The organism is Mycobacterium sp. TKK-01-0059 (assembly GCF_000709305.1).
GTDB classification, from domain to species: Bacteria; Actinomycetota; Actinomycetes; order Mycobacteriales; family Mycobacteriaceae; genus Mycobacterium; species Mycobacterium intracellulare.
The window spans coordinates 154,155-171,887 of sequence record NZ_KL446995.1 but is presented as its reverse complement, the minus strand read 5'-3'; the positions used below and the strand labels follow the sequence as shown (position 1 = coordinate 171,887).

The following is a 17,733-nucleotide window of genomic DNA, read 5'->3' as shown; positions in this document are numbered from 1 at the left end:
CGCCGATCACCGGGTGGACTTGACCACCTGCGAGTAATGGAATTGCCAACGCTCGACGATGTGGAAACCGAGGTAGCCCGGGAATCGGTATGCCGGGGCGCGCCCGAATGCGCTTCCGGGCGGGAGCGCTTGTCCCGCTTGGTGGTCCGGCAGCGAGGCGTCTTTATTGGTAATGGTCCAGATGGTGGGGCATTTGTTGATTTTGGCCGTGGTCAGCCAGACGGCCACATGGCCGTCCCACAGCGAGCCGACCTTCGGGCCGTACACGCCGCGCTCGACGTCGATCAGCGACCGGAAGGCCGCCGGCCGGGTGGCCAGCAGCGCCCGGATCGGGCCGGGCCGCCACGGCACGGTGTTGTCCACCATCAGGCAGTCGCCGGGGGCGGCGTGTGCGGCGATCAGGTCGGCGACCTGGCTGTAGTCCCAGCCTTCCTTGGCGTACGGCCAACGCTGGACGAACAGGTAATTGGGCACCGCGGCGATGACGAACAGCAGCACCGCGCCAACCATCGGCCAGGGCCGGCGGGCCAGCGTGACGATGCAGACGGCCAGGACGATGGCCATCGCGGGCGCGGTGAAGATCAGGTAGCGCGGGTAGTAGATCGGCTCGCTGACGGCCGAATAGATGACGACCAGCGCGGTCGGAATGACCATCCACACCACACAGAAGGTCAACAACCGGCGCAGGTCGCCGGCCGGGGCCGGCGCGCCGGCCAACCGGGCCAGCGCCGCCGCGACGATCACGACCGCGCTCAGCACCGCGAAGGCGACGCTGTGGTCGAAATACTGCCGCAGGATGATGTCGAACGCGTAATGCCAGCTCACCGGGTAGATCCAGCCGACCTGCCACACCTGGCCATGGGCGAACAGCGCGAACGGGATCATCGCCCCGACCGCGACGGCGGAGCTGGCGGCCCACCACACGGCCGGGGATCTGCGGGACCCCGCAGGAAGCAACAGCGGCAGGATCGCGCCGTACACCGGCACCAGCAGCACCAGGTTGACGTTGAGCAGGATCGACAGCGCCAATGCCAGCGCGTAGCAAATCCACCAGCGGGGCCGATTGCGCCGGACGGCGGCCACGAACAACACGGTCAGCCATACGGACGCGGCCGCGACGAAGCCATAGGAACGCGCCTCCATGCCGGCCCACGTCGTGCGGGGCAGGATGGCGAAGACGACGCCCGCGCACACCGCCGTCGGGCGCGTCGCGAACTTCTTGGTGAACACCGTGACCCCGGCGGCCGCGGCGCCCACGGCAAGGGCGCTGGGCAGGCGCGAGAAGAACTCGGTGGGCGGAAACACGGCGAACCAACCGTGCATCACCAGGTAGTACGCACCGTGGACGGCGTCGATGTGGCCCAGCAGCCGCCACAGCTCGGGCAGGGTCCGGCTCGCCGCGGCCGAAATCGTGGCCCCCTCGTCGAACCACAGCGAAGGCCGGCAGGCCCAGGCGGCGCTGACGGCGGTGGCGAACAGGGCGATCGCCCACGGGTCGAGCAACCTGCCGCGGGGGCGCGCTGCGACGGGTTTATCGACGGCATCCCCGGCGCGCGGCTCGAAAATCGGCTCGAGGGTGGGCTCGAGCATGGGACCAGACATGATGCTTGTTACTGTAGGGCGCGGCCGGTCGAACCGGTCACCAACAGCGCCCCCCCGCATTTGCAGTTCGCTCCCGTATTCACGAAAAGCGGCGTCATGCAATGCTTTCCGTCGCCGAATCGCGCATTCGATTGTTTTGTCATTATCGATATTGTCCGTTGGCCCAGCCAGGCGCCGCAAATTGCGGGTGCGCCTCGCCACACTGTGTCGTTCATCTATCTCCTCTGCATCGAGCAAACGCGATACTGTCTTGGGTTGGCTGACCAACCGAAACTGGGAGGGTAAATGGGCGCCTATCGGACTGTGGTGGTAGGAACCGATGGCTCGGACTCGTCGATGCGTGCGGTGGAGAAGGCGGCGCAGATCGCCGGGCCGGACGCCAAGCTGATCGTCGCCTCGGCGTACTTGCCCCAACATGAGGACGCCCGGGCCGCCGACGCCCTCCGGGACGAAAGCTACAAGGTTTCGGGCACCGCGCCGATTTACGCGATTCTGCGCGACGCCAAGGACCGCGCGCACGCGGCGGGCGCGCAGAACATCGACGAGCGCCCGATCGTGGGGGCGCCGGTCGATGCGCTGGTGCACCTCGCCGAGGAAGAGCAGGCGGACCTGCTCGTGGTCGGCAACGTCGGTCTGAGCACCATCGCCGGCCGGCTGCTGGGATCGGTGCCGGCCAACGTCTCGCGGCGGGCCAAGACCGACGTCCTGATCGTGCACACCACGACGTAACCGCCTGCCGCCGGGCCCGGCGCTACCAGCCCCGCGCGCGCCATTCGATCAGATGGGGTCGTTCGGCGCCCAACACCGTGTCGTCGCCGTGGCCGGGGTAGATGACCGTCGCGTCGTCATACACGTCGAACACCCGGGTGGTGACGTCGTCGAGCAGCTGGTCGAAATCGCCGGGCTGCCAGGTCTTGCCGACGCCGCCGGGGAAAAGGCAGTCGCCGGTGAACAGCTGCGTGACCCCGCCGGTCGCGGGTCCGTCCAGGGCCAGCGCGATCGATCCGGGGGTGTGCCCCCGCAGGTGGATGACGTCGAAGTTCAGCTCGCCGATCTGCACGGTGTCGCCGCCCGCCAGCAAACGGTCCGGTTTGACCGGCAGCGCCTCGGCGTCGATTTCGTTGGCGGCGGTCGGCGCGCCGGTCGCCTTCGCCACGGCGTCGAGCGCCTGCCAGTGATCGAAGTGCTGATGGCTGGTCACGATCAGCGACACCTTTGGTGCGTGCTGCCGGATCAGGCCGATCAGGTCGTCGGCGTCGTTGGCGGCGTCGATGAGCAGGGTTTCGCCCGTGGCGGAACACGTCACCAGATACGCGTTGTTGTCCATGGGGCCCACCGACGCCTTTATGATCGTGGCGCCGGGTAGGGTCCGGCGGGCCGCGGTACCAGGGTCGACGTGTCCCGTGTAGGTGTCGACAAGCTTGTCAGTGGGGCCGTCCTGGGCAGTCATAGCGGCCACGTTACTGGTCACAGACTGCTTGTCGGTATGGGCACATAGCATGGAATGCGCCGTGCGCAACTCCGATCCGGGATCGGCATTGTGGCTGCGGAAAAGTAGCAGATAGTTCCTGAGAGGGGCGGCGTTGGCTGACCGTCTGATCATCAAGGGCGCCCGCGAGCACAACCTGCGCGGCGTCGACCTCGACCTGCCCCGCGACGCGCTGATCGTCTTCACCGGGCTGTCGGGTTCGGGCAAATCGTCGCTGGCCTTCGACACGATCTTCGCCGAGGGGCAGCGGCGTTACGTGGAGTCGCTGTCGGCCTACGCCCGCCAGTTCCTCGGGCAGATGGACAAGCCGGACGTCGACTTCATCGAGGGCCTGTCCCCGGCGGTGTCGATCGACCAGAAGTCCACCAACCGCAACCCGCGATCGACGGTCGGCACCATCACCGAGGTGTACGACTACCTGCGGCTGCTGTACGCCCGCGCCGGCACCCCGCACTGCCCGGTGTGTGGCGAGCGCATCGCCCGCCAGACGCCACAGCAAATCGTCGATCAGGTGCTGGCGATGCCGGAGGGCACCCGCTTTCAGGTGCTGGCGCCGGTGGTGCGCACCCGCAAGGGCGAGTTCGCCGACCTCTTCGAAAAGCTCAACGCCCAGGGCTACAGCCGGGTCCGGGTCGACGGCGTCGTGCATCCGCTGACCGATCCGCCGAAGCTGAAGAAGCAGGAGAAGCACGACATCGAGGTCGTGGTGGACCGCCTCACCGTGAAAGCCAGCGCCAAGCAGCGGCTCACCGACTCGGTGGAAACCGCGCTGAGCCTGGCCGACGGCATCGTGGTGCTGGAGTTCGTCGATCACGAGCACGACGCCCACAACCGCGAGCAGCGGTTCTCCGAGAAGCTGGCCTGCCCGAACGGGCACGCGCTGGCCGTCGACGACCTGGAGCCGCGGTCCTTCTCCTTCAACTCGCCGTACGGCGCCTGCCCCGAATGCAGCGGCCTGGGCATCCGCAAGGAGGTCGACCCGGACCTGGTGGTGCCCGACCCCGAGCGCACCCTGGCCGAGGGTGCGGTGGCGCCGTGGTCGACGGGCCACACCGCGGAGTACTTCACCCGGATGATGGCCGGGCTGGGGGACGAGCTGGGCTTCGACGTCGACACCCCGTGGCGCAAACTGCCCGCCAAGGCCCGCAAGGCGATCCTCGAGGGATCCGACCACCAGGTGCACGTGCGGTACCGCAACCGGTATGGCCGGACCCGCTCGTACTACGCCGATTTCGAGGGCGTGCTGGCGTTTTTGCAGCGCAAGATGGCGCAGACCGAATCCGAGCAGATGAAGGAGCGCTACGAGGGCTTCATGCGTGACGTGCCCTGCCCGGTCTGCGAGGGGACCCGGCTCAAGCCGGAGATCCTGGCGGTGTCGTTGAGCGCGGGCAATCGCGGCAAGAAGTCCATCGCCGAGGTCTGTGAGCTGTCGATCTCCGATTGCGCCGACTTCCTCAACACCCTCACCCTGGGGCCGCGCGAGCAGGCGATCGCCGGGCAGGTGCTCAAGGAAATTCAGTCGCGGCTGGGATTTTTGCTCGACGTCGGTCTCGAATACCTGTCGTTGTCCCGCGCGGCCGCCACGCTGTCCGGTGGTGAGGCGCAACGCATTCGGCTGGCCACCCAGATCGGGTCCGGGCTGGTGGGCGTGCTGTACGTGCTCGACGAGCCGTCCATCGGGCTGCATCAGCGCGACAACCGTCGCCTCATCGAAACCCTCACTCGGCTAAGGGGTTTGGGCAACACGCTGATCGTCGTCGAGCATGACGAGGACACCATCGCACACGCCGACTGGATCGTCGACATCGGCCCGCGGGCCGGTGAGCACGGCGGTCAGATCGTGCACAGCGGCACCTACAGCGAGCTGCTGGCCAACAAGGAGTCGATCACGGGCGCCTACCTGTCGGGCAAGGAAAGCATCGAGATGCCGGCGATCCGGCGTCCCGTCGACCGGCGCCGTCAGCTCACCGTCGTCGGCGCGCGCGAGCACAACCTGCGCGGCATCGACGTCTCGTTCCCGCTCGGCGTGCTCACGTCGGTGACCGGCGTGTCCGGTTCCGGCAAGTCGACTCTGGTCAACGACATCCTCGCGGCGGTGCTGGCCAACCGGCTCAACGGCGCAAGGCTGGTCCCCGGCCGCCACACCCGGGTCACCGGGCTGGACCACCTGGACAAGCTGGTGCGGGTGGATCAGTCGCCGATCGGCCGCACGCCGCGGTCGAACCCGGCCACCTACACCGGCGTGTTCGACAAGATCCGCACCCTGTTCGCGGCCACCACCGAGGCCAAAGTCCGTGGCTACCAACCGGGCCGGTTCTCGTTCAACGTGAAGGGCGGCCGCTGCGAAGCGTGCACCGGTGACGGCACCATCAAGATCGAGATGAACTTCCTGCCCGACGTGTATGTGCCGTGCGAGGTGTGTCAGGGGGCCCGCTACAACCGGGAAACCCTCGAGGTGCACTACAAGGGCAAGACCATCTCCGAGGTGCTGGACATGTCCATCGAGGAGGCGGCGGAGTTCTTCGAGCCGATCACCGGCATCCACCGCTATCTGCGCACCCTGGTCGACGTCGGTCTCGGTTATGTGCGGCTCGGCCAGCCGGCGCCGACGCTGTCCGGCGGCGAGGCGCAGCGCGTGAAACTGGCCGCCGAACTGCAAAAGCGGTCCACCGGGCGCACCGTGTACATCCTCGACGAGCCGACCACGGGTCTGCATTTCGACGACATCCGCAAGTTGCTCAAGGTCATCAATGGCCTTGTCGACAAAGGCAATACGGTCATCGTCATCGAACACAACCTGGACGTCATCAAGACCTCGGACTGGATCGTCGACATGGGCCCGGAAGGCGGCGCCGAGGGCGGAACCGTTGTCGCGGAAGGCACTCCGGAGGACGTCGCGGCGGTGCCGGAGAGTTACACCGGGAAGTTCCTTGCCGAGGTCATCGGGCGCAACGCGCCGCCGGCCAGCGCTCCGACGCGCCGGCCGGCCCGCCGCCGTAAAGCCACCGCCTGAGCCCGCCTTCGCGACAAGGCCCGAATGACATTGTCGGGCAAGGCATCTGGCGAGCACTGAGGGGACACACGCCCCGCGTCGCTCACGGCTGATCGCCGCGCCGCATCGACTCGCGGATCTGGGCCAGTCGCTCGGCCGCCGCGCGACGGCGCTCGTCGTACTCGGCCTCGACCGATCGTCCCTCGGGTGACTCCGCGTCGAGTTCGGCCGAGCCCTGTGCCGTCGCGTACCGGGCCTCGATCTTGTCGCGCACGGACTCGAACGTCGGCGTACCGGCGTCGTCGTATCCGGCGTCGGCGGCACCTTCAGTGCTGGATTCGTCGGGCATGCCGCCACGGTACTGCGCGCCGCGGTCGAAATCGGCAACATCCGTTGTCAGTTCTTGGAGTCGCTGCGGTTCGCATTTCCCGTGCTCTAGCCCCGACCGGCGTTAACCATAATTCGGCCGCGGTCGCGTGTTACTGAACAGTAGCTGACGTTTTCGCCAAATCCCGTGCGGCGCCTAACAAGCCCGCGTTGATATTTTCCGCCCGCGCTGCACAGCCGCCATTAGCTTGTTATGTCACAATCTCCTTGGTTATTTGTCGCGAGTCGAATTGAGAAACGATTCAAGACGCGTTCACGAAATAGTTCGGTTCGCACGGTTAATAGGTGGAGGCAAACCCATGGAAGCGGCTCAGCTCGAAGCAAGAGTGTTTGATGCCCCGCGGTCGGACGTTCGGTCCGGCTGGCGCGATCACGCGACGGGATGTTGGGTCGTCGCGTCCACGCCGAGGGCGGAGCCCGATCTGTGGAATCAATACCTGGAAGGCGCAGCGCACAGCTATCGCAGGCACGGGTTGGATTGGGTGCTCGACGTGGACGCGATTTCGGACGGCGCGGACACGGCGCTGTTCTTCGCGGCCCTTGACCCGGAGGGGCGCGTGGTCGGGGGCACGCGCGTCGTGGGGCCGTTGCGCTCGCCCGAGGACTCCCACGCGCTGGTGGAGTGGAAAGGCAATCCCGGCCTTTCCCTGCTGCGTCATATGATCGCCAACCGGCTTCCGTTCGGCGTCGTGGAGGTGAAAAGCGCCTGGGCCAATTCCCGCGAATATGGCAATCAGTCGCTTTCCCGAGTATTGGCCCGCACGGCCCTGCCGACGATGACGTTGCTGGGTGCTCAATTTGTGATGGCTACCGCGGCGGCCCATGTGCTGGAGCAGTGGCAATCCTCCGGGGGCGTCGTGGCCGCACGCGTTCCGGCGGCCGCCTATCCGAATGAAAACTATCGAACCAAAGTGATGTGGTGGGACCGTCGCACCCTTTCCGCTCATGCCGAGCCGGCGCAATTCAAGCTGATGTGCGCCGAGAACGCCGAAATCCTCAGCCGCTTTTCGGCATTGGAAGAAATCACGTGTTGATGGCACGGTCCTGGTTGGCCGCCAAAGCGGTAAAACCGGGAAGGTGGTGTCGGGCCGGTTGCCGCGGATGCCATCATTGCGGCTATGGCATCTCGACACACGCGATTTCGGTTCTTCTACCGGGTCGGCTTCACGCCGTGGGAGGGACACCCGATCGGGCAGGGTCTGCGGGATCTGGTCGAGGGGACTGCTTCCACGCCGGCGCTGCCCAAGGGGCAGGCTCTCGACGTGGGATGCGGCACCGGGGACTGCGCCATCTATCTCGCCCAGCAGGGCTGGCAGGTCACCGGGGTCGATTACGTCGCGAAACCGCTTGAAAAGGCGCGGGCGAAAGCGGGCAAAGCCGATGTCTCGATCAATTTTGTTCGTGCCGATGTGACGCAGCTGAGTCAGTCCGGGATCGGGACTGGCTTCCAGTTGATCGTCGACAACGGTTGCATCCACAACATGAGTGGCGGCGACCGTGAGGCGTACGTCCGGGAAGTCAGCGCCGTGGCGGCGCCCGACGCGCGGCTGTTCATCGCCGCGTTCCCTCCCGGCGGCCGGTTCGGCGTGCCGGGGATCGATCACGCCGAGATCGAACGACGTTTTACTCCCGGCTGGACGCTGTTATTCACCGGCGACGAGCAGGAACTCGACGATAGGAAGACCCCGGCGTATTACTACCTGTTCCAACGTCGCCCCTGAGTGCCCGACCGTCTCCCGTGCTGCACTTTCTGGCGGATCTAAACCGCGTTTCCCGTTCCAGGAAACCGCGTGCTGGAGAAGTTCATCGGGATGACGCGTTTGGCCAGGAGTGATTCCATCGCCGCGCTGTCGATGGGGCGGGACAGCAAAAAGCCTTGCGCGCGATGGCAGCCCAGGCTGAGCAGCCTTTCGGCCGCGGCCACGGTTTCCACCCCTTCGGCCACGACATCGAGCCCGAAGGCGTCGGCCAGGGCCATCGTCGAGCGCACGATCGCCAGATCTCCGGCGTTGGTGTCGAGACTCTGGACGAAACCCTTGTCGATCTTGAGTGAATCGACGGGAAGAGATTTCAGATATGTCAACACACTGTAGCCGGTGCCGAAGTCATCGATCGCGATCTGTACGCCAACGTCCTTCAACCCGAACAACGTCTGACGCGTCGCGTCGATGTCTTGGACCACAACGCTTTCGGTGATCTCCAGACATACGGTGCTGGGATCAAGACCGAACTCGTCAAGGGTGGCGGCGACGGTGTCAACGATACCGGCCGTGACGAGCTGCACGGGAGATACGTTGATTCGCAGCACCGTGCCCTTCCCGACACCGTGCGAGCGCCATAGTCCGAATTGCGCACACGCGGAGCGCATGACGAGGCGGCCGAGCTTGGCGCCGAGGTTGATCGATTCCACGACCTGGATGAACGAATCAGGCATCAACAGGCCCAGAGTTGGGTGTTGCCAACGGATTAGCGCCTCGGTGCCGAGAATCTCGCCGGTACGCATGTCGAATTCCGGAAGGTAGTGGAGGACCAGCGCGCCGCCACCGCCCTCGATCATCCCTTCCAGGTGCAGCTCGATGTCGTTGCGGATCATGTCCGTTGTGGACATCTCCGGGCGGAAGGTTGCGACCTTGTTGCCGCCCGAGGCCTTGGCCGACCGGGTGGCCTGATCGACCCGCCGTAGCAGGTCTGACGTGGTCTCGTCCCCGGGTAGGCCTGCCGCGACGCCGATACTTACGGTGCGACTGAGCATTTCGCCGTCGATGGGGATCTGTTGGTGAACCCGACCGTGCAATGAGTGTGCGAACGCTTCGGCGGCCTCGACATCCATGGCCGCGGACGGCACGACGCCGAACTCGTCGCCGCCGAAGCGGGCGATGACGGAGGGAACCCGGGTGGCCTCACGTAGTAGCGCGGCGAAGGACTCGATGAATCGGTCGCCGGCGTCTTGGCCGAGGCGACTGTTGATGACCTTGAAGCGGTCGATGGCGAGGAACACGACCGACACCGGGCCGGGCTGTCCCTTCGCCAGCCGGTCGTCGAGGTGTGCGATGAGCGCCCTTCGGTTCAGCAGCCCGGTGAGTTCATCGTGCTCGGCGAGGTAGTGAATTTGCTGTTCGGCGACGACGCGGGCTTGCAGCTGCGCAAAAAGCGCGGCGATCGCCTGTAGCGCATTGAGTTCTTCGGGTAGCCATTCGCGGTCTCCGAGTTTGCCGAAGGCGAGTGTGCCGGTGGTGACGTCGCCGGACAGCAGCGGAACGGCGGCCAGCGAGACGGCGGGAACCCCGGTGCCCGCTTCGATTCGGTTCTGATAGTCGGCGTTCTCCGGCTCGGGGCGGACCACCTCGGGCACCTTGAGGTGTTCGGTGCGCGCGAAGATGGAGTCGGCGTCGGCGAAATACACCAACCCGATCGGGTCGGGGTCGGCGTTACGCGGCGGGAATTCGGCGATGAGGATGGTCGCGCGGATGGTGTGATCGTTGTGGCGCAGGAAGCTGAAGTCCACCCCCAGGTCGCGAACCAGGTTGCCGAGCACGCGTTCGCTGATGGTGGCAGAGTCCGCCGCGGTGGCCGCCATCAACTCGGCGGCGGCAGCGGTGACCAGGTGGTCCAGTGTGCCCGACATTGCCTTAACGGTAGCGGTAACCGGTGCGCCGCGTTTGGCATTGCCTAGTGCGTCTAGCAATGATTCGCTCACGTTGACGCCCGAGTGTGATCGGGGTCGCGTGGACTCGGTGGCTACGGGGAAGGTGCGGCGGGCCGGGTTAGCGGCGCGGTCGGACGCGCGCGCGGATAGGACCGCCGGCGATCATGGTGAAGTGCAACGCGAGCGGAAATTCGTCGTCGAGTGAGCGAATTTCGACTCCCCGGATGAGTGTTGCCAAGGCGAGTGTGACTTCGAGCATGGCGAAATGGTCGCCGATGCACGAGCGGGGGCCGCCGCCGAAGGGCACGTATTGCCACCGATCGAGAGCCTTGAAGTTCTCCGGGCTGAATCGTTCCGGGTCGAATCGAAGCGGGTCGTCCCAAAGCTGCGGGTCGCGTTGTACGGCCATTCGCCCCACGATGAGCATCGTGCCCTTGGGCACCCGGTAGCCGCCGACTTGGACGTCGCGGGATGCCATGCGTGTCCCCGTAGGCGCCGGGGGGCACAGGCGCAACGATTCCCGTATGACCTGCACCGTGTAACCGAGCTGTGGAATGTCGTCGGACGTCAGCGGCCGATCCGGCAGGGCCGCGACTTCCGCGGCCACGCGGTTCTGGCAATCGGTGTGGTGTCCCAGAGACCACAGCGCATACGTCAACGCGGTCGTCGTGGTGTCGTGGCCGGCGAAGAGGAACATGACGAGCTCGTCGCAAATCTCGTCATCGGACAACCGTTTTCCGGTTTCTGGATCCTCGGCGGCGAGCAGGGCATGGACCAGGGGCGCGACTCGTGTCGGATCGGCGCGACAGTCCCGCAGGATCTCCTGTGTCAGCGCGTGAAGTTTGGCGCTCGCCGCTCGCGCGCGATGACGCGCGGGTGTGGGCAACCAGCGCGGCGCGCGGAGCGGGCGCGTCGCGCGCCTGACCGCGTAGGCCAACGCGATTCGCAGTGGCTCGACGACCTCGTCGGCCCGTTGTTCCAGGTCGAGCCCGAGCACCGATCGGCCCAGCGCGCGCAACGTGATCGTGCGGCATTCGGCGTCCAAATCGATCAGGGCGTCCTCGTGCCAGCTTTCGCTCACCGATTGCGCCGCCTGCTCCATGTGGCCGCCGAACTCGCTCACCCGCTGCTTGGTGAACACCGGCTGTAGGGTGCGCCGGCGTGGCTTCCATTGCTCGAAGGGAAGATCGGTGAGGCTGGCGCCGATGACGCGGCGCACTTGGTCGAAGACCGGAGTGGTCTTGTCCACGGAATCGTCTTTGGTGCTGAGGATGTCGCGGATGGCCTCCGGAGACGTCGCCAACACCATCGGGGGCATCAGCCATCGCGGCCCTAACTTGAACGACGTCACCCGCCCGCCGGCGTCACGCAGCCGTTCGGTTCCCGTGCTGAACTCCCGTACCGCCGCGAGGCGCTGACGGTAAGGCATCGGATTCACCGGCGGCAGGGGCAGGCATTCGATGCCGTCACTTGCAAGGGCCTGAACCACGCCTACCTCCTGCGGAAATGCTGTTGCCTACGCCGGTCGAACGACCGCGCAGGCCGAAAGCTTGCCGGCCCCCGCTGACCGGACAAGTATTCCAGGACGTCCGTTTCGACGCAGCGAAATTCAACGGGACGCCGGTGCAGACTGCGCGGACAGGTTAATAATCATTTGCGACACTTCGGCCGGGTACCTGACTGCCGCCAGAGCTGACGAGAAATCGATCATGCGGACCCCATGAAAGGTTGAGGGTGAAGAGAATTCGGCCGCTGTGGCGAATGCCTGGGATCGTTTTGCGTGAGCGGTCGCATCCGCCGGGGCGGGAGCGCATTCCTGAGCCGATGGTGGTGGACGATCCGGAGTCTGTCGCACAGTTCCACACCGGTGGCGCATCCAACCCCGGCATGTGCGCGGTGTACGACTTGTGCGCTCGCGCGCTTGATGCGCTGCTGCCTCCAGGCGGCCGCCTGCTGGATCTCGGCGTCGGCTCCGGTCGTGCGTTGAGCGCCGTCCTGCGCCGACGACCCGACGTTCGGGCCACAGCCGTCGATCTCGCCCCCAACATGCTGTCCACGGCGCGGGCGCTGTTCGACGCCGAAGGGATCGGAGAACGTGTCGAACTGCGCCGGGAGGACATCACCGCGTTGCCGGAGCGGGTTTCAACGGCCCCGTGGGACGCCGTCTCGTGCATGTGGACCTTACATCAGCTACCCGATTTCGACACCTTGCGCGGCGCCCTTCGACAGATCGAAGCGATCCAACGCCGCAGTGGGGCCGCAGTGTGGATTTCCGATTTTCAGCGACTCCGGGACCCTGCGGCCGCCCCCAGCATGCTGGCGATAGCCGACCCCGACTCGCCGGCCGTCCTGCGCCAAGACGCCATTGCGAGCGAGGCGGCGGCGTTCACCATCGCGGAACTGTCGAATGAGCTTGCCGCAGCGGGTCTGCAAGCAATGCACCGCGGTCATTCGACACCGGTGCCCTACCTGCAGGCGTACTGGATGTACGGGGCGCGCGGCGGACCGAGCGCGGTGACCGGCGCGCGGGACCCTCGGCTGAGTCGTCAAGCCCGCCGCGAGTCGGCTTTGTTGCGATGGGGATTCACGGCGAAACCGTTCTGAGGTCCGATGGCCCCGGCTCGCTCGTCACACGACGGGCGCATCACGGGCGCCCAGAACGGACCCGGCTCGGGCTGCGGCGACTGGACACCGACGGTGGCGGTGCGGAGGTCAAGCGCAAGACCAGCACGATCGATTCCTCGGGATCGGTCGCGATCAGGCGCGCAAATCCGTCTTGTAGTCGGGCCAATTCGTCGCCGAAGGCGGCCGATAACTCATTGAGATCGGCAGCATTCCGCGCATGCAGAAAGACCGGCGACAGCGGCCTGACGGCGAGGCCTTCGCGCTGGGCAACGATCCATACCGCCTCGACCGCCGACCCGCCGCGGGCGTAGTCACGGAGGCGCCCCCCGGTCACGGTGAGCACGGCCAGGGCGGAGCTGGCGAGGACTTCGTCGCGCATCCCGTCGCCCAGCGCGCTACCGGCGTCCCATTCCGCAAGATAAGCCATGACGTCGGCCCGGCGCACGATATCCATCAGCGCCAAGTCGCTGGCGTCGAGTTCGAGCGAGCGCACGTCGATACCGGTGTCGGGGTCGGGGTCTCCGGGCCAGCGCAGTTCCGACACCATCTCCGCGTGCAGATGCGGCGTCAAGTACCGGATGCGGTCGGCCGCGCCGAAAATCGTTGCGGCCCGCGAAAGCTCGTCTCGCCCGGTGAGCAGGTGCAGGCGTGCGCCCTCCCGCTCGGCCGTGACGGTGAGTAACTTGGTCGTCTGATCGTCGAGCGGTTGAGGTGTGCCGCGATGCCGGTTGGTCTCCCGCACGAGCATCGGTTCATAGAGATCGGCCAGGGCCGGGTCGCTGCCGGTTCCGAAGTGCATGGTGGCCCGCAGCGGCGACCCGGCGCCGTCTTCGGATACGGTCACCGGGCCGAGCACCCCGCGGGCGGCGGCGGCGATTCTGACGTTGTACAGCGCCGCGCCCACCGCGACGGCGCTGCCGCGGAAGCCCACGTCCATCGTCGAAGTATGTTCTGTGGCAATGCTTATGGTGAGCTCGGTCGGTTGCGCGTCGATGCGCCACGGCTGACTGTTTCCGCCCGAGGGGGCGCGCATGGCGGCGGCGACAATCGTGTCGTCGACCGCGGGGGCCGCCGGGTCGTCTCCCTTGTCGTTGTCACGCGCAGGGCGATGCTGGGCCGTGTCGACCTCGCGCAGCTGGTCGAGCGCCCAGCCTGTGTCGATGCGGCACCGGCCGGATCGAAGGTGTTCGCCCAGTCCGATTCTGCGGACGGCCTCGGCCAGGGCCGAGGCGCCCACAATGACATCGGATGCCTGCTGCGGCCACGTCGACAGCGACCGGTCGATCTCGATGAGCGATGCGGCGGTGCGCGGCGAGATGTGCTCGGCTTCGTCGTATCGCAGCATGTGCGGGAGCTTGTCCCGGGTACTCATGCCTGCCACCAGCTCGACGTCGAGCCCGTCCAGCAATCCGTGCATGATCGGGCGTTCGGGGTGTTGATCGAAGCGTTCAACATCGACCCGCCCGCGGTCGCTGGTCGCCATCAACACGGGGATACGCCTGTCACGGGCCGCCAGCCGCAAGGCGACCTTCATGTCGAGCGAATCGCATTCTTCGACGGCGATGTCCAGTCCATCCAAGAACGCATCGATGGTGTCTGCGGTGATTCCGGTGTCGAGCACATCCACCGCCAGGTAGGGATCGAGCTCGGCGATCCTGCGCGCCGCCACCTGAGCTTTGTTCAACCCGAGGTCGAACACAGTGGCCGGCACCCGATTCAGATTCGATAGTTCCAAATGATCGAAATCCGCCAGCCGAAGGCGGCCACACAATCCCTGGACCGCCAGGGTGTGCGCGATGACATGCCCGACGCTCAGGCCGGCGACGCCAATGGTCAGCGAGCTGAGCCTGGCCTGTTCCGCAATGGTGATGTTGTTCCTGTTGCGATCAAGTCGTAACGCCCGAAACCCCCGCGGCCCCAACACCGCAACGACGGCGCGCCGCCACGGGTAGTACGCCCACCGGGTTCCCTCGCCGAGGAGGGTTGAATCCGGTGGCGGGTGGAGGCCGCGCAGATTGGCCAGCTGCGCGTCGAGCCGGTCGACGACCTCGACGGTGGGATCGGTTTGAAGTCGGTCCAGTACCAGACGATCGCCGGGCTCTTCGGGGTCGAGAATTTGTGCGCTGTGCGCGGTTACCGTGCGCTCGTCCATGGTGTTTCGTGTATAGCACCTGACCGGCGTGCCGGCCGTCTTAACGCTGCGTTTGGCCGCTCACCGGGCGATGACGTCCTTGTCCTGCAGCTCGGTTTCCTCGACGAATTGCCCGCGCCGTATCAGGCTCGTGACCGCGGCATCCCACCGACGCAGCTGTGGCGCGCTGAAGAACGACTCACCCAGGTAAAGCTCGATGTAGGGATGCAGAATGATGGCGCCGATGCGCAAGATGAGCGGGTTGAGCACCCCCCAATCGGGATCGAGGTCGGGCCGGAGCTTGCCCTGTTGCCCGAACTGATCACCCTGCCCCGCGCTGATACCCACCAGACCGGTGAAGATGACCGAACCCAAGGCGCCACCCTCGGCGAGCGCACGCCCGAGGTAGGACATCACATCGGGACGCGCGACCATCAGCGTGGTCAGCCGCCGCCCTGCCTCGTTGAGATTGTCGGACGGCGGTTCGGGCAGCGTAGCGGGCTCCAAGGCCTCACTCACCGTTTGCAGGACGTATTGATCGACGGCGGCGCTCAGCGCGGCCTTGGTGCGAAAGTGGTGCTGTACCAGCCCAATCGAAACGTCCGCGGTCTCGGCGACCGCGCGCAACGTCGTGGCGGCGATGCCGCGAACGGCAAAGCAGCTCAGCGCGGCGTCGCGAATCCGCTCTTTGGGCGAAGGGTCTGCTGGAGGGGGCGGGTCGTACGGAAACAGCCGGGTGGGTCCCACGGCCGGACAATACACCCGCATCGCGTCACGATACGGAGGTATCGGATAACCATACCTGCGTATCGTCACCGCGCTTACGTGGCCGCGGGCGTCCTCGGCGACGAACGGTGTTCTCGCCCACAAGGTCCCGGGAGGCTACCGCGCCTGCCGCTCGAGATACCGGACCATCTGCTGCCAGTACACCAGAGTCAGCGCCATCTGCACGGCGACCGCGATCAGCGCCGGCCGCAGCCGGTGGCGGCGGGCGGCGAGCACCGCGCCCAACGCGGCGGCCGACGTCGCCGCGCTGACCAACGCCGCCGCATCGCGGGGGCGACGGCTGATCCAGCGCTCCTCGCCCAGCATCGCCCGCGTCGACCATGCGCGGTGATGGGCGGGCGTGCCGAAAACGAACGGGTTCGCGGCCAGCCACAGCGCGATCCACGCCGCGTGGCTCCACCGCCGCGTCCACGGCGGCACCAGGATCAACGGCGTGCTCGCCCACCGGCTCCACGCGCTCCACGGATGGCAGTGCCGCGCGAAGACCGCACGCCGAACGCGCGCAACGGATACCACCGAGCTACCGCATCGCGGTCTTGGAACGTTCGGCCGGAACGACGACCGGGGCGCCGGCGGCCGGGGCGGAGGGCAACGGCGTCCGCGAAATGCCCGGGGTGCCCAGCGCTCCGGCCAGCCAGGGCAGCGCGGCGGCGAACACGCGGTCCGCGAACGGCCAATCGTGCCGGCCGGGCTGCGGAACGACGGCGCAGTCGATTCCGTTGGCGCGGCCGAGCGCGCACAGCGAATAGGCGGCCGCGGTCTGATTGGCGGGGTTGGCGGCCGCCTCGCGTCCGGCCAGACGGATGGCGCCGCTGTCGGTCAGTGTGATGTCCCGGCGCGCCGTCGGCGGACCGTCCGACGAAATCGCGAACCAGCCGGCGACGTCGTGGTACGGCCCATGCCGGGTGATCACCGTGGACGGATCGAAAGCCGCCCAGGCATCGGCGTTTCCGCCGAACAGCCGGGCGATGGTCTGAGCCTTGTTGCCGGCATTGGGGAAGAAGTCGCCGGCGACGTCGACGAACGCGCTGAACATATCGGGATGCATGACGGTCAAGTCCACGGCGCAGGTCCCGCCCATGGACCAGCCCGCCACACCCCAGTTGGACCGGAGCGGGCTGACACCGAACGCCGAAACCATATAGGGCACGACGTCTTTGGTGAGGTGGTCGGCGGCGTTGCCCCGCACCCCGTTGACGCATTCGGTGTCGTTGTTGAAGGCGCCGCCGGAGTCCACGAACACGAACACCGGCGCCTTGCCGCCGTGCGCGGCCGCGAAGTCATCGATCGTCTTGACCGCGTTGCCCGCACGGGTCCAGTCCGCCGGCGTGTTGAACTGCCCGCCGATCATCATCACGGTCGGCAACGGTGGCGGCGGGGACGTGGCGAACCATTCGGGCGGCAGGTACACGAGCTCGCCACGGTGTTTGAAGTGCGACCCGTCCGAGGGGATCGCGACGGGCACCACGGTGCCGTGCGGTGGCCGGATTCGGTTGGCGGCCATCGCGGTAACGGTCGCCTGATCGGTCTGATCGGGCAGCGGGCCGGACGTCAGCTGGCTCCACGCGGACTGGACGGTGGGGAAGTAGCCCACCCACAGGTTGAGCACCAGCGCCGCGCTCAGCAAGCACAGCGGCACGGCCAGCACCCCCGCGCCGCGCCGCCAGCGGCGCGCGCTGCCCCAGCCCAGCACCAGCACCGCCGCCGCCACGCCCGTCAGCGCGATCCACACCCACAGCGCCGTCGGCGCCGGCTCCTCGGAGAGCCCATGGTCGACGACGTACCAGTGGGTCACGTAGGCGGCGGCTCCGCCGCTCAGCGCCGCCACCGGCATCCGCACCGTGCGCCAGCGACGCGACCGCCACCCGACCGCCAACGTCAGCACGACGGCGGCCAGCACCTGGATCGTCGTCGGCACCCAGCCATGCATCAGCGAGGTGTGACTAAGAGCCAGGAACTGCGCGGGCGCACCGTTCGTCGAGGCTGTCACGTGAGTCATTGTGATCTATTGTTTACCGGCCTGGAACATATTTACCTAATGTTCGCCCACTATGGACGCAGTGTTGCTGACCTCG

The 17,733-nt window shown here is 66.7% G+C and carries 14 protein-coding genes; 5 read left to right on the top strand and 9 right to left on the bottom strand.

Translation table 11 applies throughout. The annotated features are described in order from the left end of the window. Window positions 1-6: 6 nt before the first annotated feature. Entirely contained in the window at window positions 7-1,590 is a 1,584-nt protein-coding gene (locus K883_RS22880; RefSeq protein ID WP_008257656.1) for a mannosyltransferase, read from the bottom strand. A 297-nt stretch (window positions 1,591-1,887) separates the two neighbouring features. On the opposite strand from K883_RS22880, the gene K883_RS22875 reads away from it, so the two are divergent. Then, window positions 1,888-2,331 carry a universal stress protein gene (locus K883_RS22875; protein WP_008257654.1) on the top strand — a complete coding sequence of 148 codons (444 nt, stop codon included), beginning with the start codon at window positions 1,888-1,890 and terminating at the stop codon, window positions 2,329-2,331. 22 nt (window positions 2,332-2,353) lie between these two features. Here the strand turns inward: K883_RS22875 and K883_RS22870 are convergent, their stop codons facing one another. Next, window positions 2,354-3,052 (bottom strand): MBL fold metallo-hydrolase, encoded by a 699-nt coding sequence (locus K883_RS22870; RefSeq protein ID WP_008257650.1) that lies wholly within the window; start codon window positions 3,050-3,052, stop codon window positions 2,354-2,356. A 133-nt stretch (window positions 3,053-3,185) separates the two neighbouring features. Between K883_RS22870 and uvrA the strand changes: the two genes are divergently transcribed. Next, window positions 3,186-6,104 carry an excinuclease ABC subunit UvrA gene (uvrA, locus tag K883_RS22865; protein WP_020822789.1) on the top strand — a complete coding sequence of 973 codons (2,919 nt, stop codon included), beginning with the start codon at window positions 3,186-3,188 and terminating at the stop codon, window positions 6,102-6,104. 82 nt (window positions 6,105-6,186) lie between these two features. Here the strand turns inward: uvrA and K883_RS22860 are convergent, their stop codons facing one another. Continuing rightward, window positions 6,187-6,432 (bottom strand): hypothetical protein, encoded by a 246-nt coding sequence (locus K883_RS22860; protein WP_020822788.1) that lies wholly within the window; start codon window positions 6,430-6,432, stop codon window positions 6,187-6,189. Window positions 6,433-6,769: 337 nt separating this feature from the next. Here K883_RS22860 and K883_RS22855 point away from each other — a divergent pair, with 337 nt between their 5' ends. Continuing rightward, window positions 6,770-7,504, top strand: coding sequence for a hypothetical protein (locus tag K883_RS22855; RefSeq protein WP_020822787.1), 735 nt, complete (start codon window positions 6,770-6,772; stop codon window positions 7,502-7,504). An 84-nt stretch (window positions 7,505-7,588) separates the two neighbouring features. Further along, on the top strand, window positions 7,589-8,191 hold the full coding sequence (locus K883_RS22850; RefSeq protein ID WP_008257646.1) for a class I SAM-dependent methyltransferase: 603 nt from the start codon (window positions 7,589-7,591) through the stop codon (window positions 8,189-8,191). A 38-nt stretch (window positions 8,192-8,229) separates the two neighbouring features. Here K883_RS22850 and K883_RS22845 read toward each other — a convergent pair whose 3' ends face one another. Together K883_RS22845 and K883_RS22840 are read right to left on the bottom strand one after the other, a co-directional pair. Continuing rightward, complete coding sequence (locus K883_RS22845; protein ID WP_008257645.1) at window positions 8,230-10,095, bottom strand: putative bifunctional diguanylate cyclase/phosphodiesterase; 1,866 nt, start codon at window positions 10,093-10,095, stop codon at window positions 8,230-8,232. Between the two features lie 139 nt (window positions 10,096-10,234). Further along, window positions 10,235-11,605, bottom strand: a complete 1,371-nt coding sequence (locus K883_RS22840) for a cytochrome P450 (RefSeq protein ID WP_008257643.1) — start codon at window positions 11,603-11,605, stop codon at window positions 10,235-10,237. Window positions 11,606-11,877: 272 nt separating this feature from the next. Here K883_RS22840 and K883_RS22835 point away from each other — a divergent pair, with 272 nt between their 5' ends. Further along, window positions 11,878-12,720, top strand: a complete 843-nt coding sequence (locus tag K883_RS22835) for a class I SAM-dependent methyltransferase (protein ID WP_231504781.1) — start codon at window positions 11,878-11,880, stop codon at window positions 12,718-12,720. Between the two features lie 40 nt (window positions 12,721-12,760). Here K883_RS22835 and K883_RS22830 read toward each other — a convergent pair whose 3' ends face one another. The 4 genes from K883_RS22830 to K883_RS22815 form a co-directional block, all read right to left on the bottom strand. After that, window positions 12,761-14,893 (bottom strand): Rv1355c family protein, encoded by a 2,133-nt coding sequence (locus K883_RS22830; RefSeq protein WP_008257641.1) that lies wholly within the window; start codon window positions 14,891-14,893, stop codon window positions 12,761-12,763. A gap of 60 nt (window positions 14,894-14,953) precedes the next feature. Continuing rightward, window positions 14,954-15,619, bottom strand: coding sequence for a TetR/AcrR family transcriptional regulator (locus K883_RS22825; RefSeq protein WP_036429259.1), 666 nt, complete (start codon window positions 15,617-15,619; stop codon window positions 14,954-14,956). A gap of 135 nt (window positions 15,620-15,754) precedes the next feature. After that, the gene (locus K883_RS22820) at window positions 15,755-16,174 is read right to left on the bottom strand and encodes a DUF6653 family protein (protein WP_179945122.1); all 420 of its coding nucleotides are present in this window, start codon (window positions 16,172-16,174) and stop codon (window positions 15,755-15,757) included. A 4-nt stretch (window positions 16,175-16,178) separates the two neighbouring features. Beyond that, a complete protein-coding gene (locus K883_RS22815) occupies window positions 16,179-17,657 on the bottom strand; it encodes an alpha/beta hydrolase (protein WP_179945121.1) in 1,479 nt (492 codons plus the stop codon). Window positions 17,658-17,733: the final 76 nt, after the last annotated feature.

Excerpts from the sequence above, each read along its gene's own strand:
- K883_RS22845 (WP_008257645.1), bottom strand. The coding sequence starts at position 10,095 with ATGTCGGGCACACTGGACCACCTGGTCACCGCTGCCGCCGCCGAGTTG.
- K883_RS22815 (WP_179945121.1), bottom strand. The coding sequence starts at position 17,657 with ATGACTCACGTGACAGCCTCGACGAACGGTGCGCCCGCGCAGTTCCTG.
- K883_RS22860 (WP_020822788.1), bottom strand. The coding sequence starts at position 6,432 with ATGCCCGACGAATCCAGCACTGAAGGTGCCGCCGACGCCGGATACGAC.
- K883_RS22880 (WP_008257656.1), bottom strand. The coding sequence starts at position 1,590 with ATGCTCGAGCCCACCCTCGAGCCGATTTTCGAGCCGCGCGCCGGGGAT.
- K883_RS22870 (WP_008257650.1), bottom strand. The coding sequence starts at position 3,052 with ATGACTGCCCAGGACGGCCCCACTGACAAGCTTGTCGACACCTACACG.
- K883_RS22875 (WP_008257654.1), top strand. The coding sequence starts at position 1,888 with ATGGGCGCCTATCGGACTGTGGTGGTAGGAACCGATGGCTCGGACTCG.
- K883_RS22830 (WP_008257641.1), bottom strand. The coding sequence starts at position 14,893 with ATGGACGAGCGCACGGTAACCGCGCACAGCGCACAAATTCTCGACCCC.
- K883_RS22850 (WP_008257646.1), top strand. The coding sequence starts at position 7,589 with ATGGCATCTCGACACACGCGATTTCGGTTCTTCTACCGGGTCGGCTTC.
- K883_RS22835 (WP_231504781.1), top strand. The coding sequence starts at position 11,878 with ATGCCTGGGATCGTTTTGCGTGAGCGGTCGCATCCGCCGGGGCGGGAG.
- K883_RS22855 (WP_020822787.1), top strand. The coding sequence starts at position 6,770 with ATGGAAGCGGCTCAGCTCGAAGCAAGAGTGTTTGATGCCCCGCGGTCG.